27 protein-coding genes and 3 pseudogenes are annotated in these 25,693 nt (G+C 35.9%); 22 read left to right on the forward strand and 8 right to left on the reverse strand.

Going from position 1 to position 25,693, the window contains the following annotated elements; genetic code table 11:
- The 10 genes from B5P42_RS09235 to B5P42_RS09280 form a co-directional block, all read left to right on the forward strand.
- On the forward strand, nt 1-2,383 hold a 2,383-nt coding region (locus B5P42_RS09235), incomplete at its 5' end, for a DNA translocase FtsK (protein ID WP_258397456.1).
- Nucleotides 2,384-2,444: 61 nt separating this feature from the next.
- Nucleotides 2,445-3,563, forward strand: coding sequence for a nicotinate phosphoribosyltransferase (locus B5P42_RS09240; protein ID WP_002015597.1), 1,119 nt, complete (start codon nt 2,445-2,447; stop codon nt 3,561-3,563).
- Between the two features lie 251 nt (nt 3,564-3,814).
- The gene (gene murC, locus B5P42_RS09245; RefSeq protein ID WP_002015598.1) at nt 3,815-5,125 is read left to right on the forward strand and encodes a UDP-N-acetylmuramate--L-alanine ligase; all 1,311 of its coding nucleotides are present in this window, start codon (nt 3,815-3,817) and stop codon (nt 5,123-5,125) included.
- A gap of 120 nt (nt 5,126-5,245) precedes the next feature.
- The gene (locus B5P42_RS09250) at nt 5,246-5,659 is read left to right on the forward strand and encodes a MerR family transcriptional regulator (protein ID WP_088032260.1); all 414 of its coding nucleotides are present in this window, start codon (nt 5,246-5,248) and stop codon (nt 5,657-5,659) included.
- Nucleotides 5,649-6,545 (forward strand): DMT family transporter, encoded by an 897-nt coding sequence (locus B5P42_RS09255; RefSeq protein WP_088032261.1) that lies wholly within the window; start codon nt 5,649-5,651, stop codon nt 6,543-6,545. Before B5P42_RS09250 ends, B5P42_RS09255 begins: the two co-directional genes overlap by 11 nt.
- A gap of 64 nt (nt 6,546-6,609) precedes the next feature.
- Entirely contained in the window at nt 6,610-7,158 is a 549-nt protein-coding gene (locus tag B5P42_RS09260) for a GNAT family N-acetyltransferase (RefSeq protein WP_002034364.1), read from the forward strand.
- Nucleotides 7,155-7,646 (forward strand): GNAT family N-acetyltransferase, encoded by a 492-nt coding sequence (locus B5P42_RS09265; RefSeq protein ID WP_113734087.1) that lies wholly within the window; start codon nt 7,155-7,157, stop codon nt 7,644-7,646. Before B5P42_RS09260 ends, B5P42_RS09265 begins: the two co-directional genes overlap by 4 nt.
- Before the next feature lie 77 nt (nt 7,647-7,723).
- Nucleotides 7,724-8,128: a PH domain-containing protein gene (locus tag B5P42_RS09270; RefSeq protein ID WP_060750643.1), complete on the forward strand. Its 405-nt coding sequence runs from the start codon at nt 7,724-7,726 to the stop codon at nt 8,126-8,128.
- Complete coding sequence (locus tag B5P42_RS09275) at nt 8,125-8,307, forward strand: hypothetical protein (protein ID WP_081085986.1); 183 nt, start codon at nt 8,125-8,127, stop codon at nt 8,305-8,307. The genes B5P42_RS09270 and B5P42_RS09275 overlap by 4 nt, the downstream gene beginning before the upstream one ends.
- Nucleotides 8,308-8,325: 18 nt before the next feature.
- Nucleotides 8,326-8,760 (forward strand): hypothetical protein, encoded by a 435-nt coding sequence (locus tag B5P42_RS09280; RefSeq protein WP_113734088.1) that lies wholly within the window; start codon nt 8,326-8,328, stop codon nt 8,758-8,760.
- A 36-nt stretch (nt 8,761-8,796) separates the two neighbouring features.
- On the opposite strand, the gene B5P42_RS09285 is transcribed toward B5P42_RS09280, so the two are convergent.
- Complete coding sequence (locus B5P42_RS09285) at nt 8,797-9,912, reverse strand: aminopeptidase (RefSeq protein WP_113734089.1); 1,116 nt, start codon at nt 9,910-9,912, stop codon at nt 8,797-8,799.
- Nucleotides 9,913-10,099: 187 nt separating this feature from the next.
- Between B5P42_RS09285 and B5P42_RS09290 the strand changes: the two genes are divergently transcribed.
- The 5 genes and pseudogenes from B5P42_RS09290 to ccpA all read left to right on the forward strand — a co-directional run bounded on the left by B5P42_RS09290 (nt 10,100) and on the right by ccpA (nt 13,967).
- Entirely contained in the window at nt 10,100-10,609 is a 510-nt protein-coding gene (locus B5P42_RS09290) for a DUF948 domain-containing protein (RefSeq protein ID WP_012261840.1), read from the forward strand.
- Nucleotides 10,610-10,611: 2 nt separating this feature from the next.
- Nucleotides 10,612-10,938 (forward strand): bacillithiol system redox-active protein YtxJ, encoded by a 327-nt coding sequence (gene ytxJ / locus B5P42_RS09295; RefSeq protein ID WP_113734270.1) that lies wholly within the window; start codon nt 10,612-10,614, stop codon nt 10,936-10,938.
- Between the two features lie 113 nt (nt 10,939-11,051).
- Nucleotides 11,052-12,068: a CamS family sex pheromone protein gene (locus B5P42_RS09300; RefSeq protein ID WP_002015611.1), complete on the forward strand. Its 1,017-nt coding sequence runs from the start codon at nt 11,052-11,054 to the stop codon at nt 12,066-12,068.
- A gap of 173 nt (nt 12,069-12,241) precedes the next feature.
- A pseudogene (locus B5P42_RS32555) lies at nt 12,242-12,692 on the forward strand (bifunctional 3-deoxy-7-phosphoheptulonate synthase/chorismate mutase); the annotation flags it as partial.
- A gap of 276 nt (nt 12,693-12,968) precedes the next feature.
- On the forward strand, nt 12,969-13,967 hold the full coding sequence (gene ccpA, locus B5P42_RS09310; RefSeq protein WP_113734090.1) for a catabolite control protein A: 999 nt from the start codon (nt 12,969-12,971) through the stop codon (nt 13,965-13,967).
- 34 nt (nt 13,968-14,001) lie between these two features.
- Here ccpA and B5P42_RS09315 read toward each other — a convergent pair whose 3' ends face one another.
- Together B5P42_RS09315 and B5P42_RS33510 are read right to left on the reverse strand one after the other, a co-directional pair.
- On the reverse strand, nt 14,002-14,364 hold the full coding sequence (locus B5P42_RS09315; RefSeq protein ID WP_113734091.1) for a DUF4288 domain-containing protein: 363 nt from the start codon (nt 14,362-14,364) through the stop codon (nt 14,002-14,004).
- A 15-nt stretch (nt 14,365-14,379) separates the two neighbouring features.
- Nucleotides 14,380-14,454, reverse strand: a pseudogene (locus B5P42_RS33510) (DUF3949 domain-containing protein); the annotation flags it as partial.
- A gap of 111 nt (nt 14,455-14,565) precedes the next feature.
- Between B5P42_RS33510 and B5P42_RS09320 the strand changes: the two are divergent.
- Entirely contained in the window at nt 14,566-14,838 is a 273-nt protein-coding gene (locus B5P42_RS09320) for a DUF3917 domain-containing protein (RefSeq protein WP_113734092.1), read from the forward strand.
- A gap of 48 nt (nt 14,839-14,886) precedes the next feature.
- Here B5P42_RS09320 and mscL read toward each other — a convergent pair whose 3' ends face one another.
- From mscL to B5P42_RS09335, 3 genes are all read right to left on the reverse strand, one after another.
- The gene (gene mscL / locus B5P42_RS09325) at nt 14,887-15,288 is read right to left on the reverse strand and encodes a large-conductance mechanosensitive channel protein MscL (RefSeq protein ID WP_002015591.1); all 402 of its coding nucleotides are present in this window, start codon (nt 15,286-15,288) and stop codon (nt 14,887-14,889) included.
- Nucleotides 15,289-15,416: 128 nt separating this feature from the next.
- Nucleotides 15,417-16,343: a Gfo/Idh/MocA family protein gene (locus B5P42_RS09330; protein ID WP_044442124.1), complete on the reverse strand. Its 927-nt coding sequence runs from the start codon at nt 16,341-16,343 to the stop codon at nt 15,417-15,419.
- A gap of 79 nt (nt 16,344-16,422) precedes the next feature.
- Nucleotides 16,423-17,103 (reverse strand): ankyrin repeat domain-containing protein, encoded by a 681-nt coding sequence (locus B5P42_RS09335; RefSeq protein WP_113734093.1) that lies wholly within the window; start codon nt 17,101-17,103, stop codon nt 16,423-16,425.
- A 149-nt stretch (nt 17,104-17,252) separates the two neighbouring features.
- Between B5P42_RS09335 and B5P42_RS09340 the strand changes: the two genes are divergently transcribed.
- The 3 genes from B5P42_RS09340 to B5P42_RS09350 all read left to right on the forward strand — a co-directional run bounded on the left by B5P42_RS09340 (nt 17,253) and on the right by B5P42_RS09350 (nt 19,831).
- Nucleotides 17,253-18,707, forward strand: coding sequence for a sensor histidine kinase (locus B5P42_RS09340; protein WP_088293520.1), 1,455 nt, complete (start codon nt 17,253-17,255; stop codon nt 18,705-18,707).
- 1 nt (nt 18,708) lies between these two features.
- Nucleotides 18,709-19,398, forward strand: coding sequence for a response regulator transcription factor (locus B5P42_RS09345; RefSeq protein ID WP_113734094.1), 690 nt, complete (start codon nt 18,709-18,711; stop codon nt 19,396-19,398).
- A 145-nt stretch (nt 19,399-19,543) separates the two neighbouring features.
- Nucleotides 19,544-19,831 (forward strand): hypothetical protein, encoded by a 288-nt coding sequence (locus B5P42_RS09350; protein ID WP_060750636.1) that lies wholly within the window; start codon nt 19,544-19,546, stop codon nt 19,829-19,831.
- A gap of 418 nt (nt 19,832-20,249) precedes the next feature.
- Here the strand turns inward: B5P42_RS09350 and B5P42_RS09355 are convergent, their stop codons facing one another.
- On the reverse strand, nt 20,250-20,864 hold the full coding sequence (locus B5P42_RS09355) for a TetR/AcrR family transcriptional regulator (protein WP_088032282.1): 615 nt from the start codon (nt 20,862-20,864) through the stop codon (nt 20,250-20,252).
- A gap of 205 nt (nt 20,865-21,069) precedes the next feature.
- On the opposite strand from B5P42_RS09355, the gene B5P42_RS09360 reads away from it, so the two are divergent.
- The 3 genes and pseudogenes from B5P42_RS09360 to B5P42_RS09370 all read left to right on the forward strand — a co-directional run.
- A complete protein-coding gene (locus B5P42_RS09360) occupies nt 21,070-22,254 on the forward strand; it encodes a YhgE/Pip domain-containing protein (RefSeq protein WP_046956186.1) in 1,185 nt (394 codons plus the stop codon).
- Between the two features lie 314 nt (nt 22,255-22,568).
- Nucleotides 22,569-24,098 (forward strand): cardiolipin synthase, encoded by a 1,530-nt coding sequence (locus B5P42_RS09365; protein ID WP_113734095.1) that lies wholly within the window; start codon nt 22,569-22,571, stop codon nt 24,096-24,098.
- A gap of 237 nt (nt 24,099-24,335) precedes the next feature.
- Nucleotides 24,336-24,461 (forward strand): annotated as a pseudogene (locus B5P42_RS09370) (multidrug resistance efflux transporter family protein); the annotation flags it as partial.
- A 302-nt stretch (nt 24,462-24,763) separates the two neighbouring features.
- Here B5P42_RS09370 and B5P42_RS09375 read toward each other — a convergent pair.
- Entirely contained in the window at nt 24,764-25,642 is an 879-nt protein-coding gene (locus B5P42_RS09375) for an alpha/beta fold hydrolase (RefSeq protein WP_113734096.1), read from the reverse strand.
- Between the last annotated feature and the right edge of the window lie 51 nt (nt 25,643-25,693).

Raw genomic sequence — 25,693 nt, forward strand, 5'->3', positions numbered from 1 at the left:
AGAAGTTGTGGAATTAGAAGAAGCTAAGGAAGCGACAGAGGAAGTTGTGGAATTAGAAGAAACTAAGGAAGCAGAAGAAGTTGTGGAATTAGAGAAATCTGAGGAAGCGACAGAAGAAGTTGCGGAGTTAGAGGGTACTAAGGAAGAAGAACCAATTTCTCAAGAAACAGTAATTGAAGAAACGATGAATACAGATTTAGTGGAAAATACACCAGTTGCAGAGCAACCAGTGATTTCTCAACAAGAAACAATTACGTTCAAGGAAGAAAGTGAAGTATTCGTACCAGTTTCAGAAACGGATGAGCAAACAAAGAAAGATGTTCAAAACTTTGCGAACGTTTTAATTGAAGAAGCGGAAGAAAAGAAGCAAGTTGCTGAAGAACAGCCTGCTTTACAAATAGAAGAACCGAAACGTGAGAAAAAACGTCATGTCCCATTTAATGTTGTCATGTTAAAGCAGGATAGAAAGAAATTAATGGAAAGACATGCGGCAAGAACGAACGTAATGCAATCAACTGTCAGTGAACGAGTGGAAGAAAAGCCAGTGCAGCAAGTGGTAGTAGAACCACAAGCAGAAGAAAAGCCAATGCAGCAAATGGTAGTAGACCCGAAAGTGGAAGAAAAACCAGTGCAGCAAGTGGTAGTAGACCCGAAAGTGGAAGAAAAGCCAATGCAGCAAGTGGTAGTAGAACCACAAGCAGAAGAAAAGCCAATGCAGCAAGTGGTAGTAGACCCGAAAGTGGAAGAAAAACCAGTGCAGCAAGTGGTAGTAGAACCACAAGTGGAAGAAAAACCAATGCAGCAAGTGGTAGTGGAAGCTCAAGTGGAAGAAAAACCGATGCAGCAAGTAGTGGTGGCTGGACAAGTACAAGAGTCAATTTCAAGTACGGAAGTACAAGAGAAAGCATATGTTGTAAATCAAAAAGAGAATGATATGCGCAACGTACTACAAGCGCCACCGAAGTATGAACTTCCGCCATTAACGTTGTTGTCAATTCCACAGCAGGCAGCATTAGATAATACGGAGTGGCTAGAAGAACAGGAAGAATTATTAAATACGACATTTAATAATTTCCATGTTGGAGCACATGTTATTAATGTGTCACAAGGTCCGGCGGTAACTCGTTTTGAAGTACAACCAGACCCAGGTGTGAAAGTAAATAAAATTACAAATTTAAGTGATGATATTAAGTTAAGTTTAGCTGCGAAAGATATTCGAATTGAAGCGCCAATTCCAGGGAAGAGTGCAATTGGAATTGAAGTTCCAAACAAGGAAAGTAAGCCAGTATTCCTGCGTGAAATTTTAAGAAGTCCTGTATTTACAAAGAGTGAATCACCGCTTACAGTTGCGCTGGGGCTTGATATTTCAGGTGATCCAATTGTAACGGATATTCGAAAAATGCCACATGGACTTATTGCGGGTGCAACTGGTTCAGGGAAAAGTGTGTGCATTAACGCGATTTTAACGAGTATTTTATATAAAGCGAAGCCGCATGAAGTGAAGTTGATACTAATTGATCCGAAGATGGTTGAGCTTGCACCATACAATTCTGTTCCACATCTTGTAGCACCTGTTATTACTGACGTAAAAGCAGCTACAGCTGCGTTAAAGTGGGCGGTTGAAGAGATGGAACGTCGTTATGAATTGTTTGCTCATGCTGGTGCTCGTGATTTAACTCGTTACAATACGATTGTAAGTGGTAGAGAAATCCCAGGTGAGACATTACCTTATATTGTAATTGTCATTGACGAGTTAGCGGACTTAATGATGGTTGCTCCTGGTGATGTGGAGGAAGCGATTTGTCGTATTGCACAAAAAGCTCGTGCTTGTGGTATTCACTTATTAGTTGCGACGCAGCGTCCATCTGTAGACGTTATTACAGGTTTAATTAAATCAAACATTCCAACGCGTATTGCGTTTACAGTATCATCTCAAGTTGATTCGCGTACGATTATCGATATTGGGGGCGCGGAGAAGTTACTTGGTCGTGGTGATATGCTATTTTTAGGAAACGGCACATCTAAACCAGTTCGTGTACAAGGTGTATACGTATCAGATGATGAGATTGAAAGAACAGTTGATCATGTGAAAAAGCAAATGAAGCCAAACTACTTATTTAAGCAAGAGGATTTATTAGCAAAATCAGAGCAGAGTGAGTCTGAAGATGAACTATTTTTTGATGCATGTCAATTTGTTGTAGAGCAAGGGGGAGCGTCCACATCTTCTGTACAGAGAAAATTCCGCATAGGTTATAATCGCGCGGCACGTCTAATTGAAGAGATGGAGTCGCAAGGGATTATTTCTGAAGGAAGAGGAACGAAACCGAGAGATGTCCTTATTTCTGAGGATGAATTCGCTGCTATGCAGGAAACAAATGTATAGGAAACGGTTTTGCTGTATACTAATAGAAAATGTTGGATAGTAAAGTAGGGAGTAAAGCGACATGAAAGAAATTGAATTAAAATTAAAAGGTGAAATAAATCGACTAACAAATAAAACATTTAAATTTGATGAACGTGTTGGAGAAGGCTGGTTCTCTGCCGTTTACTTTTTAAAAACTAGAGAAATCATTGAAGAATTTCGCCCGAAAAGTGTTGTAACAATGCAGTTTTTTCAAAAAGAACATGCAGTTCTTTGCGGGGCAGATGAGGTAATCGCATTGCTACAAACATTTGCCAAAAATCCTGAGGAATTAGAAATTCATTCTTTAAAGGATGGCGATAATATTAGTCCGTTTGAAACAGTTTTAACAATTCATGGTCCTTATGAATACTTCGGCTTTTTAGAAGGTGTAATTGATGGGATTTTAGCTCGTCGTACATCAGTTGCGACAAACGTATATAACGTTGTCCAAGCTGCACGTAGTGTAGATAAAGAAAAACCGGTTATTTTCATGGGAGATCGTGACGATCATTATACGCAACAAGCTGGTGACGGCTATGCGGCATACATCGGAGGTATGAGCGCGCAAGCGACGCATGCAATGAATGAATGGTGGGGCAGAAGTGGTATGGGGACGATGCCTCATGCTTTAATTCAAATGTTTAATGGTGATGTTGTTGAAGCTGCAAAGGCATATCATAAAAAATTCCCAGAAGATGAATTAGTCGTACTAATTGATTATAACAATGATGTCATTACAGATGCACTTCGCGTAGCGCGTGAATTTGGATCAACATTAAAAGGTGTACGTGTCGATACGTCTCGCACAATGATTGATCAATACTTCATTCGTCACCCAGAAGTACTTGGAACATTCGATCCACGTGGTGTAAATCCATCACTTGTATTTGCACTTCGTAAGGCTCTTGATGAGGAAGGGTTCCAACATGTAGATATCGTTGTAACTGGTGGGTTTGATGAGAAGCGTATTCGTGAATTTGAAGCTCAAAATGTTCCTGTCGATATATACGGAGTAGGAAGTAGCTTATTAAAAATGAATATTGGTTTTACTGGTGATAACGTAGAATTAAATGGAAAACCAGAAGCAAAAGCTGGTCGTAAATACCGTCCAAATTCACGTCTAGAGCGTGTTCAATTAGAAACAAAAGAAGATATGTAAAAGCGAGAAAAACTGATAGGTGATTGACCCTATCAGTTTTTCTGTTATCATAGTATAGCGGCTTGTTTTTTGCTATAATAAATGTGTTATGGACATAAAAGAAGTACGTACGAGTTTATCACTGATAAGTGAATATAAAAAGAAATTCACTGCATCAGAAATGTATGATGATTACCAAAATAAGAAAAGATTCATATACTGTCTTATAGATAGGCCGTTGTATTAGTTCGAAATGTTGGAGGTTCTTTAAGATGACAGTTTACCATTTTGTAGGAATTAAAGGAACAGGAATGAGTTCATTAGCGCAAATTCTTCATGACATGAAGCATACTGTTCAAGGGTCTGATTATGAAAAGCGTTTCTTTACACAAACAGCATTGGAAAAGCGTGGTATTTCCATCCTTCCTTTTGATAAGAATAATATTAAAGAAGGACAAGTGATTATCGCAGGAAATGCATTTCCTGATACGCATGAAGAAATCGTAGCAGCAAAAGAATTAAATATCCCAGTACATCGTTACCATCACTTCTTAGGTGATCTTATGAATCAGTACACAAGTGTTGCTGTAACTGGTGCACATGGAAAAACATCAACAACTGGTTTGTTAGCCCATGTAATGCAAGGTGCACACCCAACATCATACCTTATTGGAGATGGAACGGGGCATGGGGTAGAAAATAGTAAGTATTTTGTATTTGAAGCTTGTGAGTATCGTCGTCATTTCTTGTCTTACTATCCAGACTATGCAATCATGACAAATATCGATTTCGATCACCCAGATTACTTTGCAGACATCAATGATGTATTTAATGCATTCCAAGAGATGGCATTGCAAGTGAAAAAAGGTATTATTGCATGTGGTGATGATGAAGAACTTCAAAAAGTTCAAGCGAAAGTACCTGTTATTTTCTATGGATTTGGAGAAGATAATGATTTCCAAGCACGTAACATTCAAAAGAGAACTGATGGTACTATATTCGATGTATTCGTTCGTAATACGTATTATGACACGTTCAAAATTACAGGATACGGCGATCACAGCGTATTAAATGCATTAGCAGTAATCGCGCTTTGCCATTATGAAAACGTTGATGTAGAAGCAGTTAAGCATCAGCTAACAACTTTTGAAGGCGTAAAACGTCGCTTTAATGAAAAGCCAATGGGAGAACAAGTTATCATTGATGACTATGCACACCATCCGACAGAAATTAATGCAACGATTGAAGCAGCACGTCAAAAACATCCAGAGCGTGAAGTTGTCGCTGTATTCCAACCACATACATTCTCACGTACAGAGAAATTTTTAGATGAGTTCGCGGAAAGCTTAAGTAAAGCTGACCAAGTATACCTATGTGATATTTTCGGATCAGCACGTGAAAACAAAGGTGAATTAACAATTGAAGATCTGCAAAAACGTATCGATGGCGCAGAACTAATTACAGATACAACAACGGATGTGTTAAAGAAACATAAAAACGGCGTTCTTATTTTCATGGGCGCAGGTGACATCCAAAAATTCGAAGCAGCTTACGTAAAAGAAGTTCAAGTTGCAGAGAAGTAATAGAAAAGACGCATAGCTTGGCTGTGCGTCTTTTTTTGTTGTGTTCGATTTTTATTTATGTATTGACCTAGAGTTAGCTCTAGGTTGTAAGATGAATATGTAAAAAAAGGGGGAGAAAACATGTATAAAATCGGTGAAGTAGCAGAGCTAACAGGGATGGGTATTCATACTTTGCGCTATTATGAGAAACTAGGTTTATTGCCACCACCAATGCGAAATAGTGGTATTCGTCAGTATACAGAAGGTGATGTGCGCCTGTTAAAATTTTTATATTCATTAAAGCAAACTGGAATGTCTTTAGAAGAGATGGCTGAGTTTGCAAGTGACGGATGTATTATAGAGGAGATTAGACAGCGGGAAGAGGAAGTACCTGCGAAAATAAAAAAGAGGATTTCAATTTTAACAACACACTTAGATCGTTTAAGGGAACAGCAGGAGCAATTGCAAAAAGTAGTTTTGTTAACAGAGGAGAAGTTAGAAATTTATTATGGTTTTCTAGAAGAGAAAAACTCGGAGGCCAACAATGAAGAATAAAGTATACGCTCAGTTACTAGGGTTTGCGATTTTCACTGGTGGAACATTTAATGCTTCGAAATATGCGGTGCAATATTTCGAAGCGATTCATATAGCGGCATGGCGTTTTGGGATTGCTGCATTTGTGATGTTATGTCTGTTAAAAATACGAAAAGATTTTGAGGTGGAGGTATGGAGGCAGAATAGGGCTTATTACCTTTTGCTAGGTATTGTTGGTGTATTTGGTTTTAACTTCTTTTTCTTTTTAGGTATGAAGCATACAGAAGCTATTAATGGTGCACTTATTATGGCGACGAATCCGCTCGTTACGACGCTGTTAGCAAGTGTTATTTTACGAGAAAAAATTATAAAGCGCCAAGGTATTGGAATGTTACTTGCATTACTTGGTGTTGTTTTTGTACTTACACAAGGTTCGTTTACAATACTACAAAGCCTATCATTTTCAAAAGGGGATTTTTATATTTTATTAGGGAATATTTGCTGGGCGTTATACGGTGTACTAGGCAGAAGGTTTATTAAAACTGGTAGCCCAATACAAACTACGACATATACGATGACGATTGGTGCTCTTGCCTTTATTGTGATATCTGTCACTCAAAAAAGTATAGTACCAGTTTTAGAAATTCCTTTGTTAGCTTGGGGAGCGATTCTCTTTATGGCAATTGGAATGAGTGTGCTCGGTTACTTATGGTGGAATAATGGAATTGCTCAAATTGGGGCAGCAAGGACATCTTTATTTTTTAATTTAGTGCCTGTTGTTACAATGATTATTTCTTTTATTGAAGGAGTAAATGTAACACCCGCACAATCTGTAGGAATGATATTAGTTGTTACGGGAGTATTATATTCTTCTGGTTTTATACAAATAAAACCGAAAAAAGTGTGAATATTTAACATTTTGTATCTGTAAGTGTTAGAATAATAAGAAAAATAAAAAGGGGCTAAAAAACATGTTCACACTCCGAGTAGATGACGAAATCGAATTACAACTATTAGAAAAACATCATAAAGAGGGACTATATGAATTAATAGATCAAAATCGTAATCATTTAAGAAGATGGCTTCCGTGGGTAGATGGGACGAAATCAGCTGATGCGTATAATGAGATTTTTCCGATGTGGTTAAAGAAATTTGCAGAGGGAGATGGGTTTGAGGCTGGTATACGCTATAAAGGAAAGCTCGTTGGGATGGTAGGTATTCATCCGGTGAGCTGGGGTAAGAAAGCTACGAGTCTTGGATATTATCTTGCAGAAGATGCTGGCGCGAAAGGTATTATGACGCGAAGTGTGAAGACTGTGCTTCATTATGCATTTGATAATTTAAAGCTGAATAAAATTGAAATTCGTTGCGGTGTTGAAAATGCGAAAAGCCGTGCGATTCCAGAACGTTTAGGTTTTAAATTAGATGGTATTTTAAGAGATGAAGAATGGATATATGATCATTTCCAAGATATCGCTGTGTATAGTTTACTAGCTTCAGAATGGAAGAAGATTCGATGAACGAGAAGATTTGTATTATTCCGTATGAAAGTATGTTTCAAGATGAAGTAGTAGATCTTATCGTTCATATTCAGCAAAAAGAGTACAATGTCCCTATTACGAAAGAAGAGCAGCCGGACTTACTAGAAATAGAAACGTTCTATCAAAGGGACAACGGAAATTTTTGGGTAGCAACTTATGATGGGAAAGTAGTTGGAACGGTAGCTTTATTAGATATTGGAAAGCATCAAGTAGCGCTAAGAAAAATGTTCGTGAAGAAAGAGTTCCGCGGAAAAGAATGGGGCGCATCATATACGCTACTTCAAACGGCAATTTCTTGGGCGAAAGAAAAGAACTTGAAAGACATTTATTTAGGAACAACAGTGAAATTTTTAGCAGCGCATCGCTTTTATGAAAAGAATAATTTCCAAAGTGTGAGTATAGACGAGTTGCCAAAAAGTTTTCCAGTGTTACAGGTGGATAAGAAATTCTATAGATATATTGTTTAAGAAGGTCATGTAGAAATGGCCTTTTTTTATTAACTAAAATGGAAAAAGTGGTATAATTTGGGGTAGGGGGTGCGTGTATGAACATTCCGATTCAAAGAAGTAAATCGGTAGTAATTTTCGTTTGTCTCACGTTAGCTTTTATGTTTGTATATCCACTTGTCATGATTCTCACAAATAAAGAGCAGTGGATGTCAGCGTTAATTGGAATGGGTTTATGTTTCCTTGTAAATGTACCACTCGTTTGGGAAGTATTTATTAAAAAGCATAAAGTAGAAAATGGTGTATTAAAGTACGGCATTTTAAATGACGATATCGTATTGAAAGAGATAAGAATCATTCGTCAAGTGGGAAAATCTCTTGAAATTACGACGAATGCATACAAAGTACATATGGTTGCGATGCCGCAAGATATGAATGAATTTTTGGCGCTTATCGAGAAAGTGAACCCAAATGTGAAAATAGAAATGGTAGGTAAGAAATGAAATATGTAAAACCTTTATTCTGTTTAGAAATTTTGTTTGTGCTTGTTGGTTGCACTAGAGTATATATGAAATGGGATCTGCCTCTATATGTACCAATATTAATAGGTACTATCGCAGTGGCTCTTTTATATTATTTTCATTTTCAGCAAACAAAAAGCAAGAAAAGTAGCTCTATATAGTACAGGAGGGATATAGAAATGAAAAAAATCTGTATGTTGTTTATATTTCTGCTAACAGCATCCTTTCTTGTAATAGGGTGTAGTGCGAAGAAGGAAAAGGCTGATATGAACTTAGAAAAGGCACAAAAGGTTGAGATTGAATCACTTACGGATTCAAGTGATAAAAAAGTAATTACTGATAAGAAAGAAATTGAAAAGCTGTTTGAAGTCATGAAAATGGATAAGTGGGAAATGCAGTCGGCTCCTTTAGATACTCCGCAAGGGAAAACGTTTAAAATGTATCAAGAGGATACACCGAAATTATTGGATTCGAGTAAAGATAAAAAAGAGTTACATGAAATAGGTACTATGACAGTATATAAAGATGTTCCGTATGTTGAAGTTGAAATGAAAAATAAGAAAATGAGTTTTAAAGTGCCAGAGGATGTGGCGAAAGATTTATTAAAGTATTAAAAAAACGCTCGGAGAAAATTCCGAGCGTTTTTATTATTATTTTAAGTTCTCTGGGTTTAAAGCTTCTAGTTCAGTTACAACGAAGCGTCCGTCTTTACGGATTAATACGTCGTCGAAGTAAATTTCACCGCCGCCGTATTCAGGGCGCTGAATGCATACTAAATCCCAGTGAATGTTAGAGTTGTTGCCGTTCCATGCATCTTCATAAGCTTGTCCAGGTGTGAAGTGGAAGCTGCCATCGATTTTTTCATCGAATAGAATGTCTCCCATTGGATGTAAGATGTATGGGTTTACGCCGATTGCGAACTCACCAACGTAGCGTGCGCCTTCGTCTGTATCGAAGATTTTATTAATGCGCTCTGAATCGTTTGCAGTTGCGTCAACGATTTGGCCATTCTCAAATTTAAGTTGTACATTTTCAAATGTATAACCGTTGTAAGGAGATGGTGTGTTGTAAGAAACTGTACCGTTAACAGAATCGCGAACTGGTGCAGAATATACTTCACCATCTGGAATGTTTAAATGACCCGAGCATTTAATAGCTGGAATGTCTTTAATAGAGAATGTTAAGTCAGTTCCAGGGCCAGTTAAGCGAACCTTATCTGTTTTATTCATTAATGTAACAAGGCTATCCATCGCCTTATCCATTTTACCGTAGTCTAAGTTACAAACTTCGAAGTAGAAGTCTTCGAAAGCTTCTGTGCTCATTTTAGCAAGCTGCGCCATAGAAGCATTTGGGTAGCGAAGAACAACCCAGCGTGTTTTCGGAACACGGATGTCTCTGTGAACTTTTTTGCCAATTGTTTGGCCGTGAACTTTCATACGTTCACTTGGAACGTCAGCTTGTTCGTTAATGTTATCGCCAGAGCGAAGGCCAATGTAAGCATCCATATCTTTCATTACGCTCGCTTCATATGCAGCGATTTGTTCGAAATGTTCTTCAGTAGCACCCATTAATAAAGAGCGATCTACTTGATGATCTTTTAAAGAAACGAATGGGAAACCACCAGCTGCATATGCTTCTTTTACAAGTGCAGTTACAAGTTCTTTTTGTAAGCCAAAGTTTTCAATTAATACTTTTTCGCCTTTTTGTAAACGAATAGAGTAGTTAATTAAATTGTATGCTAACTTTTCAATGCGTGGATCTTTCATATGTAAAGCCTCCCTACTAATTATGTATCCTCTCCTATTGTAACCTACTTAGTGGAATTTGTTGAATCATTTATGTTAAAGTTAACGAATAAGTATGAAAATTCTAATGAAAAGATAGGGATTAGAATGAAACGGAAAATGATTGTATAATGGGAGAAAGTATGAAAAAGATAAAGGAAGTGATGAAATGCAAGTTCTTCTATATGTAAGTGCGGCTATTATCGCGGTTGCTTTCGCAGTATTAGTAGTGTATGTATGCAGAACGTTGTTATCGGTTCAGAAGACGTTAGAAAACGTTGCGAGCACGTTAGAAGGTTTAGAAAAGCAAATGCAAGGAATAAGCGTAGAGACGGAGCAATTATTACATAAGACAAATGCGTTAGCTGATGATATTCAACAGAAGTCACAGTCGCTAAATAAAGTAGTAGAAGGTGTGGATGGAATCGGAACGACGATTCACTCTTTAAATACGAAGCTTCGCAATGTATCAGAGTCTGTTACGGACGAAATTGAAAATAATGCAGATAAAGTAGCACAAGTTGTACAGTGGAGCAGCGCAGCAATTGAAGTATATAATCATTACCGTACTACGAGACAAGAGAAAAAGATTGAAAAAGAAGAGCGTAAACTTGAGAAAGCTGAGCAGAAGGCTGAAAAGAGAGAGAAGCGCTCTAGACTTCGCATGAGAGGTGAGTAATGATGAGTATGATGAAGATTGAAACGATTGAAGAACTTGAAGCGTTAGTAGAAAAGAACGAGCCTTACGTTCTTTTTAAACATAGTACGACATGTCCAATTAGTCACGGGGCATATACAGAGTTTCAAGCGTATTGCGGTGAAGAAAGAGAAGTGCCAGCATATTACTTATACGTACAAGATGCGAGAGATGTTTCGAACCATGTTGCAGAGCAGTACAGCATTAAGCATGAATCTCCGCAAGTGTTATACATAAAAGATGGAATGGTAGTATGGTATACATCGCATTGGAATATTAAAAAAGAAGCTTTAGAAGAGAATGTAAAATAGGGAGAGGCAAGCGAAGGGCTTGCTTCTTTTTTATTTTGTTGCAATATATTTAGTGGTACACTAGAGATACTTTAAAACTAAGTAAATTGACTTTTGAAAGTGGGTTTTAAGCAATGAAGAAAATGGCATTATGCATCGCAAGCTTAAGTTTATTACTGGGGGCTTGCAGCAATAATACTATTGAGAAGAAGGATGAAGTTGTACAGAAAGATACGAAAGAAAAAAGTATGATTCCAAGAACTGCTGTTTCTAAGGATTACTATAGAACTGTTATTCCTTTAAAAGAACAAAAGGTAATTAATACAGTTAATGTTAAAACTAATTCTAAACTAGATTTAGCAGAATATGAAAATGGTTTAATGGATATTGCTTCAAAACAATTCGATACAGAAAATTACGTATTACAATTAAATCAATATATTCCAGAGAAAACAATTGATGAATTAGTTACGAAACAAGAAGTACCAGTTTTGACTAATATTATAGAACAGGACTACTTCGGCAAACAAAATTCAAATGAACTAAGCTTATCTGGTGTTGTTATTGGTTTATCTATGTCTTCAAGTGTATCTAATGAGGAAGCTATTTCTAAAGGTACTGAAGTCGCTAAGGGGCTTATAGAAGCTATTAATAAAAATGATAAATATAACAAATCTCCAATTACATTTGCTATATTCAAGCAAGAAAGTACAAGTTCTTTAAAGAATGGTACTTATATTTCAAGCGCTACTGTTCAAAAGAACGAGACTAATCTTGGAAATTGGGATACTATTGATGAAAAGTCGTATTCGTATCCTTCTCAAGAATTTGGGGGGGCACATGGAGAAGATAATGATAAGCTAAAGAAATTTTCTGAAGCAATGAAGGCATTTTCTCCAGGAGATTATATCCCTGTTAATGCTAAGATTTCTTATAAGCAAAATAAGATGGATAAATTAAAGATGGATATTGTCGTTAAATATAACGGTAAGTCAGAATTAATGGCACTCTCTCAAACGGCTGCTCAAAGTATGTTAGAACAATTTCCTAAAGATGCTAAAGTTCAATTACAGATAAAGTCCGAGAATAAAATCGAGGCTGTTATTATAAAAGAGAAGAACAGCGATAAACCGTTTGTTTCTTTCTTATAATGAAAAGACAGTATTTAAACTGAGGCTACTGAAAAAGTGAATACTTCGAGAAAAACATTTCGAATTTCCTAAAGATGTTTAAAGAAGAAAGGAGGTCATTACCTGTACATAATAGGGAATGACCTCTTTTTTCTTATGAAATAGACTCTTTCAGTGCCTTCTTTAAAGTGTCAGATTATGTTGATGTTATTCAAATTGGCGCTCGCAATATGCAAAACTTTGAACTGTTAAAGGCAGCTGGTGCTGTAAATAAACCAATATTATTAAAGCGTGGTTTATCAGCAACAATTGAAGAATTTATTAATGCAGCAGAATATAGTATGGCAGAGGGGAATGGTAATATCATTTTATGTGAGCGTGGTATTCGCACATATGAAACAGCAACGCGTAATACGCTTGATATTTCCGCTGTGCCAATTTAAAAGAAAGAAACACATTTACCTGTTGTTGTCGATGTAACGCATTCTACAGGGCGATGTGGCCTTCTATTACCGGGCTTTTGCTATTATGGCTGAAGTACATCCAGACCCAGCAGTTGCATTATCAGATGCAGCGTAGCAAATGGACATTTCAGAATTCAATGAGTTTATGAAAGAATTAAAAGCATTCGGAAGTAAATTATAAAAAGATTTCTTAGTCTATGTAGCCCTTGTTACATGGCTTTTTTACAAAAATTGACCTTTTTTGCATAAAAAATACGAAAATACGAGAAAAGAAGCGAATTTTTTCGAAACTTTTGCGGGAAAATATTGTATGACCCTGCGTTTTTATCGTATCATTAGTAAAAGGAAGAACTCGGGACGATTGTTGGCATCTGCAAATAGAGTTGATGTCTTTTTTTCATTCAAGTGAACCGATACATAAAAATAGATAACATAAATAGAAGGAGTGTGCGAAGAGATGAACGTAACAATCTATGATGTAGCGCGTGAAGCAAATGTTTCAATGGCTACCGTATCACGTGTTGTGAACGGTAACCCAAACGTAAAGCCTACAACAAGAAAGAAAGTATTAGAAGCAATTGATCATTTAGGATACCGCCCAAATGCGGTAGCACGTGGACTAGCAAGTAAGAAGACAACTACAGTGGGTGTTATTATTCCTGATATCTCAAATACGTTTTATGCAGAACTTGCTCGTGGAATTGAAGATATCGCAACAATGTACAAATATAACATCATTTTAAGTAACTCTGACCAGAACAAAGAGAAAGAGTTCCACTTATTAAATACGATGCTTGGGAAACAAGTGGACGGGATTGTTTTCATGGGTGAAGATATTACAGAGATTCACGTTGAAGAGTTCAAAAAATCTCCAGTACCAATTGTATTAGCGGCGTCATTTGATGAGCAAAATGAAACGTCATCAGTAAATATTGATTATACACAAGCAGCTTACGATGCAATGAAGCATTTTATTGAGCAAGGACATAAACGTATCGCTTTCGTCTCTGGTCCTTTCATTGATAAAGCAGGAAGTGCGAAGAAGTTACAAGGTTATAAAAAGGCTTTAGAAGAAGCAGGTATTTCATATGATGAAAATCTTATAATTGATGGAGATTACACATATGATTCAGGTATAGAAGCATTTGAAAAACTTTGGAGCATTGATGAAAAACCAACAGCAATCTTCGTATCTTCTGATGAAATGGCACTAGGTGTAATCCACGCAGCACAAGACGCGGGATTAAACGTACCAACTGATATCGAAGTGCTTGGTTTTGACAACACACGTCTTGCATTAATGGTTCGTCCGCAACTTTCGACAGTTGTACAACCAATGTATGATATCGGTGCAGTAGCAATGCGTCTATTAACGAAATATATGAACAAAGAAAAAGTAGAAGATCACTCAGTTATCTTACCTCACCGTATCCAATTTAGAGATTCAACGAAGTAAGAATAAGCGAGCTCACAGCAATAGCTGTGAGCTCTTATTCATATTCAGGATAATAGTGTTTAACTACTGTATCTACACTTTCAGTTTTCTTAACATGTAAAAAGCGTGCATATAATTCTTTTCCTGTCTCAAATGGTGTGTCATCTAATTCGAAAACATGCAACACTTTTCTAAATGTCCATGTTACTTGCTCACCGTACATATTATCGTACGTATCTTCAGACTGTATAGCTATCTTTTCACCTAGCTCGTGAGCTTTCTCTAAACTGTTCGCCTTAAAGAGAATGATACTTTCTTCAAAAAGTGTATCGTGATTCTCTTCATAATGTTCATCAATTTTACTAGGATTAGGTTCACCTGAATGAACAGATTCCAATAATAATTTTACAGCGTACATATGAGATCAGTCTCCTTATGCTTGATGCTTTACTCTATAAACAATACTTGCTACGAGCGAAGAGGGTATTTGGGATTCTTCATAAGACATTCGCTACAGTTGGGGTTATTCCTTGTTATATGTCACACAAGTGCAAATTTAACTATTATAGGGCAATGTCATGTATAATAGAAAGAAAAGGCTTGTGAGGGGGGAGAAGAGATGATCGTTCTTTGGATAATTACGCTTTGCATGACCGCTATTTTTGCATATATGACGTTAAAACAAAATGGCTTAAAGCGATTTGTTCCAGGAAGTATTCTTGCAGGAATCGCCCTTATCACGTATGTAATTTCTATTTTTATTGAAAGTGTATCAGTGGACATGAGCACAAGTTTAATGTTTATGGGTATTACACTATTTGCAGGTAGTATTATGGTACTTATAGTTGCTGGTATTATTTTATTTATTCATATGAATTCAGAAACGTTATAGCATATAGAAAAGGCATGTCCCGAGGGGCATGCCTTTTTATCCGTTCAATTATGCTCTATCTTTAGAAGAGTTTTGTTGTTTTAGTAAGTCGCGAATTTCGCCAAGAATTTCTTCTTCTTTTGTTGGTTCTGGAAGTTCTTCTTTCTTTTCTTCTTCTTCTCTTTTAGATGTTAGTTTGTTGAAAACTTTAACAAACATAAAGATAGCAGCTGCAATAATTAAGAAATCAAAAATAGTTTGGATGAAGTTACCATACATAATAGATGATTTACCGAATGTAAGTTTTAAATCTGTAAAGTTAACGCCGCCCAGTACCATACCAAGTAATGGTGTGATGATATCTTTTACTAAAGAACTAACGATTTTACCGAATGCAGCACCGATTACAACCCCGACAGCTAAATCGATTACATTCCCTTTGAATGCGAATTTTTTAAACTCGTTCCACATGTGTTAATCCCATCCTTTCCACGATTCATTATGAAATTTATAATTCCTATCAACATATTCTATAGAAATTTGTGAGAGAAATAAAGAGGAAATGGGAATGAAAGTAAATTCTGAAAAATGTATCCGTTTTAATTTTTGTTTACATTCTCCAGTAGAGATTGTAACAGTTGCTGCGTTTTTAATCCTTCTAATCCATCTACAACAGGCTTTGTATCGCCGTGTACACATTCAATAAAATGATGAACAGCATCTTCAAAACCGCGCTGTTTTAACGTCGTATCCCATGATGGTGAACCAATCTGAGAAACTGAATTTTCCTGCTCAACTTCAAATGTGTTCATATTTTTTACGCGAATGATTTTCCCTGTTGTTACAAGTTCAATTTGTTCTAAGTTTGTACCGGCATGGCGATGCATCGCTGTTGAAAGTAACAGTCCATTTGCAGTTGTATATGTATGATGTCCGTAAAGAAGTTCATTCTTTTCATTAATTTGCATCATATTATGAACGACGTTAAGATCATCATTAGCTAACCAGCGAGCAGTATCTACAATATGTAAGTAATCATCTAACATAGTAAAGTCGTACGTATATGGCCCGACTTTATTTGTGCGGTGTTTTTCAATTCGAACCCATGAAATATCATGAGCTTGCTCTTTTGCAGCAACATACATAGGAACGAAGCGGCGATTAAATCCGACCATTAACTTTCGGTTATGCTTTTCGCTCAACTCGACTAGTTGCTCAGCTTGTTCCACTGTAGCTGCTAGCGGTTTATCAACATAAACGTCGATTCCTTTTTTCAGAAGTTCAGAAACGATTTCATAATGTGTAGCAGTTGAACTGTGAACGAAGATTGCATCACATTCCGAAGCTAACGTTTCAATAGAATGGAAGTCTTGAATGCGGTATTGTTGGCAAACTTGTTTCCTTTTCTCTGCGTTAGGTGTAAACGCCCCTACAAAATTCCAATCTGTTTCTTTTGTAAGTGTTGGAAGATAGGCCTTTTGCGCAATACTTCCAAGTCCAATCATCCCAATTTTAGGTTTGTTCATGTTTATTCCCACCCTATTAATATTAATGTAACGGGTTAAATGTAGCATAGGGTGGGGGAGGAAGGCAAAAATTAGCTTTTTACTTACGCCCTTCTAACAAAATCTTCTCTATCTCTTCAAAGTTATGAGCGCGAGCATGCTCTAACGGGGTAACACCATCGTTGTCTGGAATATTTACATCTGCACCGTGCTCAATAAGAAGGCGAATGACTTGTTGCTGTGTTGCATCTCCGTTACTTAGTACGATGGCTTCCATTAAAGCTGTCCATCCGAGGTTATTTACATGGTTTACATCGATATTTGTTCGGGTAAGGAGTTCTTTTATAACATCAATATAGCCGTGTTCTGATGCGGGAATAAGAGCTGTTCCGCCGTAACGATTTGTAAGCGATGGATCTGCACCGGCATCAATCGTTAGTTTTAAAATATCAAAGTAACCTTCTGCACCGGCGTATAGAAAGGGATTGTTTTTCATATCGTCTTGGATATTTACGTCAGCCCCTGCTTCAATAAGCGCTTTTGCAGTTTTTACATCATTTTTGTATGTAGAAATCATAAGAGGAGTACGTCCTTTACTGTCCGTTATATTTATGTCAGCCCCTTTTTTGAGTAACGATATAACAGTATTCGTTTCTTGTTTCTCAGTAGCTGCTAGTAGCGCTGTCTCCATGTTTGTCATCTCCTTTTTTACTTCTTGTTCTTGCGAGCATCCTTGCAAAAAAATTACGCAACAGATCATGCTTAATGTTTTTTTGAACATGGAATTTCAACCTCCTCATTTCAACTGTAAAATAAGAAGATTAAATTTTTATAAACTGGTGCTAAAATTACTATAAAATCGCTTGAGTATTTGAACATATATTTTTATGCTTATGAGTAATAAGGATAGATAAAGTGAGGATTTTAATTATGTCTATTAAAACAAGATTTTTATTTTCTTATATCGCTGTTATTCTCGTTTCCATTACGCTTATATTAGTTACGGGATTTTTAATTGTTTTTTCGATAACTGGTGATTTAGAATCAGTGAAAAATTTCTACAAAAGTTCTTATATTCAAAAGCCACTTACGCCAGAAGAAGAGAATACGTATATTGAATTGAAATTAGCGGCAAAGAAAAATCAATCACAGCTATTAGATGAATCGTTCGTTTCATCACTTGAACAAGAAGGTGTGAAAATAGTTGTAAGAAAGGGAGAAACCATTTCTTATGCTACAAAAATATTTGAAAGTGTATCTTTAAAAGAAGCTCTTCCGAAATTTGAATCAGCAAATATTAATAGTCGTGGTACAACGGAACTAGGCGATACATTTTATCGATATGTAAAATTTGATTTTTATTTTCCTGGGGATGAAGAAGGGAGTATATTTGTACTGAAAAGGCAAAGTTCATTTGTCGATCTTACACAAAAATTATTTCCAATTTTATTCGTAGCGCTTTTACTTTTAGCCATTTTACTGATTGGACTATTAAGTTATTTCGTCTCAAGAAGTGTGATAAAACCAATTTTTGTATTGAAAGATGCAACTGAGAGAATTAAAGAAGGAAATTTAGATTTTCAAATTCCAGTTACATCGCACGATGAGGTAGGGCAATTAAATCAAGGGTTTGAGGAAATGAGGAAGAAGTTAAAAGAGTCGATTGAAGTACAAACGCAGTATGAAGAAAATCGAAAAGAGCTCATTTCAAACATCTCCCATGATTTGAAAACACCGATTACATCTATTATCGGATATGTGGAAGGAATAAAGGACGGGGTAGCAAATACCCCAGAAAAAATGGATAAGTATTTAACAACGATTCATACGAAAGCAAAACATATGGATACACTCATTGATGAACTATTTTTATTTTCGAAGCTCGATTTAAATCGAGTTCCATTCCAGTTTGAAACGGTTGAATTAAATATGTTTATGCAAGAATTAATAGAAGAGATGCAGATGGATTTAAGTAAAGAAGGTATAGAAATTAACTTACAATTACATGCATCACCACTATATGTAACGGCTGATTGCGAAAAGATAAATAGAGTGATATCAAATTTAATTCATAATAGTGTGAAATACATGGATAAAGAAGAAAAGAAAATTACTGTAACAGTATCGAGTGATAACGATAAAGTTATTGTGAAAGTGATGGACAATGGATCAGGTATAGAATCTGATACGCTACCGTATATATTTGAGCGTTTTTATCGTGCGGAACAATCACGAAACTCTAGTACAGGTGGAAGTGGACTTGGTTTAGCGATAGCGAAACAAATTGTTGAAGAACATGGCGGGGACATTTGGGCGGAAAGCGAGCTTGGGGAAGGCACAAGCATTTTCTTCTCATTGGAAAAAGTACAGGAATGTGGTGAGTAAATTGAAAAGAATCTTACTAATAGAAGATGAAATAAGTATTGCAGAATTACAGCGAGATTATTTAGAAATTAGTGATTTTCAAGTTGATGTAGAGCATTCAGGAGAAGTAGGTTTACAAATGGCCCTGCACGAAGATTATGACTTAATTATTTTAGATATTATGCTTCCGAAGATGAACGGATTTGAAATTTGTAAACAAATACGTGCTATAAAAGATATTCCGATTTTACTTGTTTCAGCAAAAAAAGAAGATATAGATAAAATTCGCGGACTCGGATTAGGTGCAGATGATTATATAACGAAGCCGTTTAGTCCAAGTGAATTAGTCGCAAGAGTAAAAGCACATATTTCTCGTTATGAAAGATTATCAGGAAATATGGTTAAGAAGCGTGATACATTATACATTCACGGGATTTCTATCGATCAGCGAGCGAGGAAAGTTTTTATCAATAATGAAGAAGTTTCGTTTACAACGAAGGAATTTGATTTATTAACATTTTTTGTGATGCATCCAAACCAAGTGTTAAATAAAGAACAGTTATTTGAACGCATTTGGGGATTAGATTCAGCTGGCGATTTAGCAACGGTTGTTGTTCATATTAGAAAGTTACGTGAAAAAGTTGAAAGAGACCCTGCCCACCCGCAATATATTGAAACAGTGTGGGGAGCTGGTTATCGCTTTAATGTGTAGTGAACCTGTCGAGTGATTGACAGGTTTTTTTATGCGTAATGGTGTAGTTCACTTGTTATTTGAATAAAAAGGTAAAAATAGGTAATTCATGTTAGGATATAAGGAGAAATAAAACGTAGGATAGTTTGAGAGGGCGTGCTAGATTTTGGGGGAGAAATTGCAAAATAATAAATCAAACAAGGCTTTAAGGATTGGAACTAATATCGTAATTATTTTATTAATTATTGGTGCAATACAAATGTTTTATGATGAAGATTATAAAAATGATCATTATGGTTGGTTATTTTTGATAGTGTGTTGGATAGTTAGAAGTGTTTTTAATATTACGATAAGTTTAAAAGAAGGAGATAAAAAGTCAGTATTACTGGATTTAGGTTTAGTGCTTTTTTCCTTTTACCTTATATTTGTATATAGTACGAAATATTTCTTCTGACAAAAAGCTCATAGTCTTATAGAGACTTTGAGCTTTTTGTCAGTAAATTTGCTTGTGAATTAATATGTTATTTTAGATTTTTACAATAATAGGCCCAGTACCAGCGTTGCTGTAACCAGGGGCAAAGTAAATATTTTAAACAGTAGAGTTCTGGCTTTCAGAACTCTTTTTACATGCTAAAATCTTCTTAAGATTTTTCAAAAAAGAAACTTCCTTATGGTAGTAGAGGGCACCATATATACATTGATATCACTGAGTTGTTTACTACGAGTAGAATATTTTATTTCTTTGTAAGGTGCTCTTTATCGAGCGATCCATTGGCGAAAATTTGAAGAAACACAGAAGTAAAAAACTTCGTGTTTCTTCTTTAATATATTTATTAGAAACCGCTTTGCACTTCCCGTCACAGTTGCTCCTTCTAGCCCTCATTAAACAAAGTAAAACCCACTGCACACAAGGGTCCTTTAGTCATAAGCTTCACTAATTGTTTTGCAGTATATTTCGGTGAATATTTCATGTCATTTTGAAGCCACCAAATTGCCATCCCAACAACACAGGAAGTGATGAAATGGAATACCATATCCTTTGGAATATCTAAGTCATGGTCTTCAATTTTAAGCTCAATGAAATTTTGTTCAAGATTATCCATAATAGTCTGCTGCATTTTTAGGTTAAAATCATGAATGCCATGAGAGCCAAGCATGCTTTTATAAAAGTCTGCATGTTTTAATATACACTCAAATATGGATTGTAAAATCCCCTCGAATTCCGAAAAATCTATTTGCTGTCCCTGCACATGAGTATATAGGACCATCTTACTTGTCAATTCTCCTAGTACATTTTCACTAAGCTTTGTTAACAAATCTTGTTTATCCCTGTAATGTGAGTAAAATGTCGCCCGATTAATGAGTGCCTCATCTGTGATGTCTTGAATGGTAATAGCATCGTATCCTTTTTCCGCTATCAGTTTAATAAAAGCATCATATATAAATTTCTTTGTCCGAATAATCCGCAGATCCGCTTTTTTCAACACCTTATACCTCCCTGTTCGTTATTGTCATTATAAACAACAGATTTCATTCTTTTGTTTTTTATCGTACATTCATGCCTTAACTGTAAATTGAATTGTTTAGTAAAAACGATATAATTACAATGTAAACAACATGTATTTATTATAAACTACACTTTGTTTGTTATCTATCATTTTGTTAAATAAATACTAGGAGGAATAATTTTAAATGCTTACAATAAAGCAATTTTTCAAACAAAAGATGGTTCTAGGTGGCTTGTTAGGCATTATGGTTGCTGTTACCATCGCTAGTTTTGCTTTTATGGGATCAACTGTTAATCCTGTACCTAAAGACTTACCGATCGCTATAGTAATACAGGATACAGGTGTGAACTTACCAGGACAAGGAAGTGTAAATTTAGGAGATGAAATAAAAAAGCAAATTCTGCAAAATAAGCAAAGCCAAGTTAAATGGACGTTCTTACAAACACAAGAAGATGTATTGCAAGGGATGAAGGATAAGAAGTATTACGCTGCCATTATGTTTCCACCAGAAATGTCCCAGCAACTTATATCGCTGACCACACCGAAAGGAGAACAACCTGAGGTGCAAGTCTTGGTGAATCAAGGAATGAACTATACTGCCGCAACGGTTTCGAGCCAAATGATTGATAAGTTCATTGGAGGGATAAACGAAAATATCCGTAATACCTTATTTAATCAGATTTCACAAAGCAATATGACAGTAACAACTGAACAGGCAAAGTTATTAGCCAACCCATTTCTTATTAAAACGGAGTTAATTCATCCAGTTCAAACACATACAGGTAATGGAAATATTCCTATTATGCTGACACAAATCTTATGGATTACTACTCTTATCAGTTCTTTAGTCTTATTTATAGCTGTCCAAAAGTTTACAAACGGACGCGTTACAGGAAAGTCAGTTTTATCACAGGTCCTTGCAGGTTCTGTTTTCATGACAGTAATTGCAAGTTTAACCCTTTTCATTGCTCATACTATACTCGATGTATATATACCGAACGCAGGAGAAATTTTCTTATTGTTACTTTTCTTTGGTTTCATGTTCTTCCTTCTGCAAAGTGCAGTACTCAACTGGATTGGGCGTGTCGGGGTACCAATATTAATGGTAGTCTTCTTCTTTTCCATGCCAGTTTTATCACTGGCACACGAATTTCTTCCTGATGTGACAAAACATTGGTTGTATTCTTGGACTCCTTTTAAGTACAGTGTAGAAGCATTTCGTAGCAGCTTCTTCTTTGGAGGGTACAGAGTGGGATCATATGTTCAGACGATGGGGCTTCTTGGACTTGTATCTTTTATCATTATGGTATTGGCTGTATTCAAAGGGAAAGATAAACAAAAAGGTTCTTTATCTACTGAGTCAGTGTAGAGAGAGTAGATCTAAAGCTAAAGAGATACAAGGAATTTCCCTTGTATCTCTTTGGCTTTCATGAGCTCGGCTTTATTCAGCATCATTAAAAAGGAAATGGAATATCACAAAATTCCATTTATCGGATCATATATTAGAGAAAACTTGAGGAAACGAGCCTTAGAAACCTCACAATTTATTAATCCATTATATTTTATATAAATGATATGACGGACTAGAGCAGCAACCATGTGATTCTCCTTAATAGAAATGCTAGGTTACAGCTCCCATATACAAACCCTACATTTAAGAAAGAATAGGTGAATTTTATAAAGATGAAAAACCCTAAAGTTCAATTATTATGTGTATTTACACTTGTATCTATCATTCTCTTTCTGTTAGATACATCTATTACCTCACTATACAACTTTGTCGACGTACTATGGTTTATCACAATAGTAGGAATTGCCTTCATTATTTTTATCGAAAACCGTTCACCAAAAAGTACTTTAGCATGGTTTTTAGTATTAGCACTTCTTCCTGTTGTTGGTGTACTTTTGTACGCTCTTTTTGGCCGAAGTCGTTGGAGAAGAAAGAAGCATCTACATCGTTCAGAAGAGCAAAGAAAATTATTCCGTGAGATTTTAGAAGGAAAACATCTAGATTTATCATTCACTTCCCCATTAAGTGAGCGCTCTACTTATTTAACACATGTTGTACAAAAATTCGGTGGCGGTCCTGTCGCCAATAATACAACAACAAAACTCTTAACAAATGGTGATCAAACATTTACAAGCATTATACAAGCTATTGAAAGTGCTACACATCATATACATATTCAATACTTTATTTATCGAGCAGATGAAATTGGTACAAAAATTCGCGATGCATTAATTAAGAAAGCAAAATCTGGTGTAATTGTACGCTTTCTTTATGATGGGTTCGGAAGCAATTCATTACGAAATCGTTTCTTACAACCCATGAAAGATGTAGGAATTGAGGTTGTGGCATTTGATTCTATTCTTTCATCATGGCCACTTGAAACAATAAATTATCGTAACCATCGTAAAATTGTCATTGTAGATGGAGAGATTGGTTTTACAGGTGGGCTCAACGTTGGTGATGAGTATCTTAGTCGTTCTAAAAAATTCCCAATTTGGCGTGACAGCCACTTAAGAATAGAAGGAAAAGCATTGTACAAATTACAAGCAATATTCCTTGAAGATTGGCTTTATGCCACTAATGGTTTAAATACTTATTCTTGGAATCAATTTATGAATACAAAATACTTTCCAGGTAAACAAAATTCTCATGCAGAAGGTGCTATTCAAATTGTAGCAAGTGGACCAAGTTCAGATGATACAAACATTCGTAATACTTTACTTGCTGTTATGGGTTCTGCTAAGAAATCAATCTGGATCGCAACACCCTACTTCATCCCGGATCAAGAAACATTAACATTACTACGTTTAAGTGCAATGGCTGGAATAGATGTCCGCATTCTATATCCAGGTAAGAGAGACAGAATCATTAGTGATCTAGCATCTCAATCATACTTCACACCACTTCTAAAAGCCGGTGCTTCAATTTACAGCTATAAAGATGGTTTTGTGCACGCTAAAATTGTACTTGTAGATGATAAAATTGCAACAATTGGCACAGCAAATATGGATGTCCGTAGTTTTGAACTAAATTATGAAATCATTAGCGTACTTTATGAATCTAAGACAGTTCTTGATATTAAACGTGATTTTGAAGAGGACTTTAACCATTCAACTGAAATTCAATGGAAATCATTTCAAAAACGTAGTATTCGAAAACGAATACTGGAATCCCTAATGCGTCTAATTTCCCCTTTATTATAATTCTGAAAAAAGTAATCTAAACAAATTTGATTACTTTTTTCTTTTATAATCACATGTTTTCTGCAAAACAAAAGTGGTTATTACGCATATTTGGCGAAACAACAAAAGAATTTTTAATTGACAATACAATCGTTCATTTTTTATGAAACTTCAGAGTGAAAATGTGTTCAAGCAAGACTCTATCTTTTCTTTAATACGTACAATTTTTAAATCGTCACCAAAAGAGCGTAAGAACCATTTTTTATTACACTGGAAACGAAGTCAGAGGTTAAACGAGTTCGCGGTAAAATTCCTGTGCGAAGCTTACTCGTTTCCTTATTTATTTTAACAGGTGTCATTTGTATGCAAGTAACAGAAGCTGGAACAGAAAAGAGATGGCAAAGTCATCTCCAAAGAGACCTACTACCAGCGTAGCTACGTTTAGAGTAAAGTAGTTTTATGTAACAAAAACGACCGTTTATGTTACATAAAGTGCTTAAGAATAATAAATTCTATAACTCTTGAATTCGTTGTAACAAAATACTGTATCAAAAATGATTCGTAACATTACTAATTGAAACTCTTTTTGTTACTGCAAAACACATGCATATATGGCTGATTTTCTACACTTAATCGCTACTTTGCCCCTGATTACAAGAACGCTGGTACTGGGCCTAATAACGGAACTAAAGACAGGTATTTTCCTGACGCAGCGATTTGTAAAATTCTTGAATAGTAGAAGTAAAATGAGCAGCTTCCTCTAAAAAAGGATAATGATTACTATCCTCAAATGAAACAAAAATAGAATTACGTATGCCCTCATGCATCTCAATAGAATACTGAATCGGGCACTGTATATCGTGTCTGCCGCATGTAATAAGCGTCTTTGTTTGAATAGAGGAAAGGGAATCTCTTAGATTGAAGTATGGGTATTCTTTATTGAAAGCGTTCATCCGATTGGCAGACATTGATTTATGAATTGGTTTATAAAAATAAGATTCATAGTGTTCTGGTATATATAAAGATAATTTGGTTCGCTTAGTAGATAGTTCTTTTCGCTCTTCACTTGTAAGGTGTGGGCTTGTTAAGTTCTCAATAAGTTCTTGCATATAATGAAACTGTGGATGTGCAGGGTGATAAATACAAAATGGTGTTTCGGTATAGTTACTTGCTGCTGCTCCAACAACGACTAGTGATTGTAAGGATTCTGGATATGTAATCGCGTATAAAAGTCCAAGCACACCACCAGTTGAATGGCCGGCGAAATGCCATGTGGAAAATTGCAAAGCTTCTTTAATTGCTTCTAAGTCGTGAATCGTTTCAATCATACTTAATTCGTTTTCTACTTTGGCTTTTACAGAGTTCCCAGCGTCTCGTAAGTTAATAAGGAATACACGATGTGTAGAAGTAAAAACATCCGCAAAGTAATCACCAGTTTCATTAAATTGTGAATAGTGATGTGTCATGCAAAGCGGTTCGCCATTTCCTTTAGTAAAGAGTTCGAATGTCCCACGTTTTGTGCTGATTATTTGTTGTTTCCACATAATATCACTACCTTTTCTCATAAAAGTTGGGCCAACCCGTTATTAAATGAAAATATATCAGCGATACTCAAA

This window comes from Bacillus sp. SRB_331 (genome assembly GCF_003264175.1).
GTDB lineage: Bacteria > Bacillota > Bacilli > Bacillales > Bacillaceae_G > Bacillus_A > Bacillus_A mycoides.

Coding starts and splice junctions, on each gene's coding strand:
- B5P42_RS09375 (WP_113734096.1), bottom strand. CDS start 25,642: ATGAGAAAAGGTAGTGATATTATGTGGAAACAACAAATAATCAGCACA.
- B5P42_RS09255 (WP_088032261.1), top strand. CDS start 5,649: ATGAAGAATAAAGTATACGCTCAGTTACTAGGGTTTGCGATTTTCACT.
- mscL (WP_002015591.1), bottom strand. CDS start 15,288: ATGTGGAACGAGTTTAAAAAATTCGCATTCAAAGGGAATGTAATCGAT.
- B5P42_RS09365 (WP_113734095.1), top strand. CDS start 22,569: ATGAAAAACCCTAAAGTTCAATTATTATGTGTATTTACACTTGTATCT.
- ccpA (WP_113734090.1), top strand. CDS start 12,969: ATGAACGTAACAATCTATGATGTAGCGCGTGAAGCAAATGTTTCAATG.
- B5P42_RS09240 (WP_002015597.1), top strand. CDS start 2,445: ATGAAAGAAATTGAATTAAAATTAAAAGGTGAAATAAATCGACTAACA.
- B5P42_RS09300 (WP_002015611.1), top strand. CDS start 11,052: ATGAAGAAAATGGCATTATGCATCGCAAGCTTAAGTTTATTACTGGGG.
- B5P42_RS09320 (WP_113734092.1), top strand. CDS start 14,566: ATGATCGTTCTTTGGATAATTACGCTTTGCATGACCGCTATTTTTGCA.
- B5P42_RS09285 (WP_113734089.1), bottom strand. CDS start 9,912: ATGAAAGATCCACGCATTGAAAAGTTAGCATACAATTTAATTAACTAC.
- B5P42_RS09280 (WP_113734088.1), top strand. CDS start 8,326: ATGAAAAAAATCTGTATGTTGTTTATATTTCTGCTAACAGCATCCTTT.
- B5P42_RS09270 (WP_060750643.1), top strand. CDS start 7,724: ATGAACATTCCGATTCAAAGAAGTAAATCGGTAGTAATTTTCGTTTGT.
- B5P42_RS09265 (WP_113734087.1), top strand. CDS start 7,155: ATGAACGAGAAGATTTGTATTATTCCGTATGAAAGTATGTTTCAAGAT.
- B5P42_RS09360 (WP_046956186.1), top strand. CDS start 21,070: ATGCTTACAATAAAGCAATTTTTCAAACAAAAGATGGTTCTAGGTGGC.
- B5P42_RS09290 (WP_012261840.1), top strand. CDS start 10,100: ATGCAAGTTCTTCTATATGTAAGTGCGGCTATTATCGCGGTTGCTTTC.
- B5P42_RS09275 (WP_081085986.1), top strand. CDS start 8,125: ATGAAATATGTAAAACCTTTATTCTGTTTAGAAATTTTGTTTGTGCTT.
- B5P42_RS09250 (WP_088032260.1), top strand. CDS start 5,246: ATGTATAAAATCGGTGAAGTAGCAGAGCTAACAGGGATGGGTATTCAT.
- B5P42_RS09260 (WP_002034364.1), top strand. CDS start 6,610: ATGTTCACACTCCGAGTAGATGACGAAATCGAATTACAACTATTAGAA.
- B5P42_RS09315 (WP_113734091.1), bottom strand. CDS start 14,364: ATGTACGCTGTAAAATTATTATTGGAATCTGTTCATTCAGGTGAACCT.
- B5P42_RS09330 (WP_044442124.1), bottom strand. CDS start 16,343: ATGAACAAACCTAAAATTGGGATGATTGGACTTGGAAGTATTGCGCAA.
- ytxJ (WP_113734270.1), top strand. CDS start 10,612: ATGAGTATGATGAAGATTGAAACGATTGAAGAACTTGAAGCGTTAGTA.
- murC (WP_002015598.1), top strand. CDS start 3,815: ATGACAGTTTACCATTTTGTAGGAATTAAAGGAACAGGAATGAGTTCA.
- B5P42_RS09340 (WP_088293520.1), top strand. CDS start 17,253: ATGTCTATTAAAACAAGATTTTTATTTTCTTATATCGCTGTTATTCTC.
- B5P42_RS09335 (WP_113734093.1), bottom strand. CDS start 17,103: ATGTTCAAAAAAACATTAAGCATGATCTGTTGCGTAATTTTTTTGCAA.